This is a genomic window from Synechococcus sp. R5-13, from assembly GCF_047462015.1.
Classification (GTDB): domain Bacteria; phylum Cyanobacteriota; class Cyanobacteriia; order Thermostichales; family Thermostichaceae; genus Thermostichus.
Genome location: NZ_JANSIL010000019.1, coordinates 1 through 960 on the forward strand (window position 1 = coordinate 1; position 960 = coordinate 960).

Here is a 960-nt window from a genome sequence, read left to right on the forward strand (position 1 = left end):
GTATCCAGGGATCCCTGGCTCAGGACATCCCGCGCTTACTCTATCTCAGATTGGGTGGATAGATTCAGGGCCAGCTCGACCCGCGGAAGACAAACCCCAGAACCCTTCTGGGCCAGAGCGTTGTGTACACAGGCTCTCATCCGCGATGATGGGCTGTGGCCGCCACCTTCTCCAAAGGCAGCACCATGACGGAGGAGCCGATTCCGCTGCTGGATTTGACGGGGCAGTACCGCGCTTTGGCCGGGCTGTTGCAGCCGCAGCTGGAAGCGCTGCTGGCCTCTGGCCAGTACATCGGCGGGGCGGCGGTGCAGCGCTTTGAGGAGCAGTTTGCCCAGTTTTTGGGGGGTGGCCCCCTGGAGGCCGTCGGCTGCAATTCCGGCACCGATGCCTTGGTGTTGGCTTTGCAGGCTTTGGGCATCCAGGCGGGGGATGAGGTGCTCACCAGTGCCTTCAGTTTTTTTGCCTCGGCTGCCGCCATCAGCCGGGTGGGGGCGCGTCCGGTGTTTGTGGATGTGGATCCTGCTACCTTCAACTTGGACCCCCGACTGTTAGAAAAGAGCATCTCCCCCCGCACCAAGGCGGTGGTGGTGGTGCATTTGTTTGGGCAGGCGGCCAACATGACCCAGATTCTGGCTATTGCCCGGCGGCACGGCTTGGCGGTGGTGGAAGATTGTGCCCAGGCGGTGGGGGCCTGCTGGGGGGGCAGGCCGGTGGGCACTTGGGGGGAGGTGGGCTGCTTCAGCTTTTTTCCCAGCAAGAATCTGGGTGCGGCTGGGGATGGGGGGGCGGTGGTGACGCGGGATGGGCAACTGGCCAGGCGGGTGCGGGCGCTGCGGGAGCATGGGCAGACCCGTCCGTACCACCACGAGTATCTGGGTCTCAACAGTCGTTTGGATGCGCTGCAGGCGGTGATTCTCTCGGTGAAGTTGCCTTATCTGCGGGAGTGGAACTGGCGGCGGC

Annotated in this window: 1 protein-coding gene; it reads left to right on the plus strand. The window is 63.9% G+C overall.

The window, feature by feature from the left end; all coding sequences use genetic code 11:
- Positions 1 to 155 precede the first annotated feature (155 nt).
- A partial coding sequence (locus tag NW840_RS01545; protein WP_414341983.1) for a DegT/DnrJ/EryC1/StrS family aminotransferase occupies positions 156 to 960 on the plus strand: 805 nt, incomplete at its 3' end.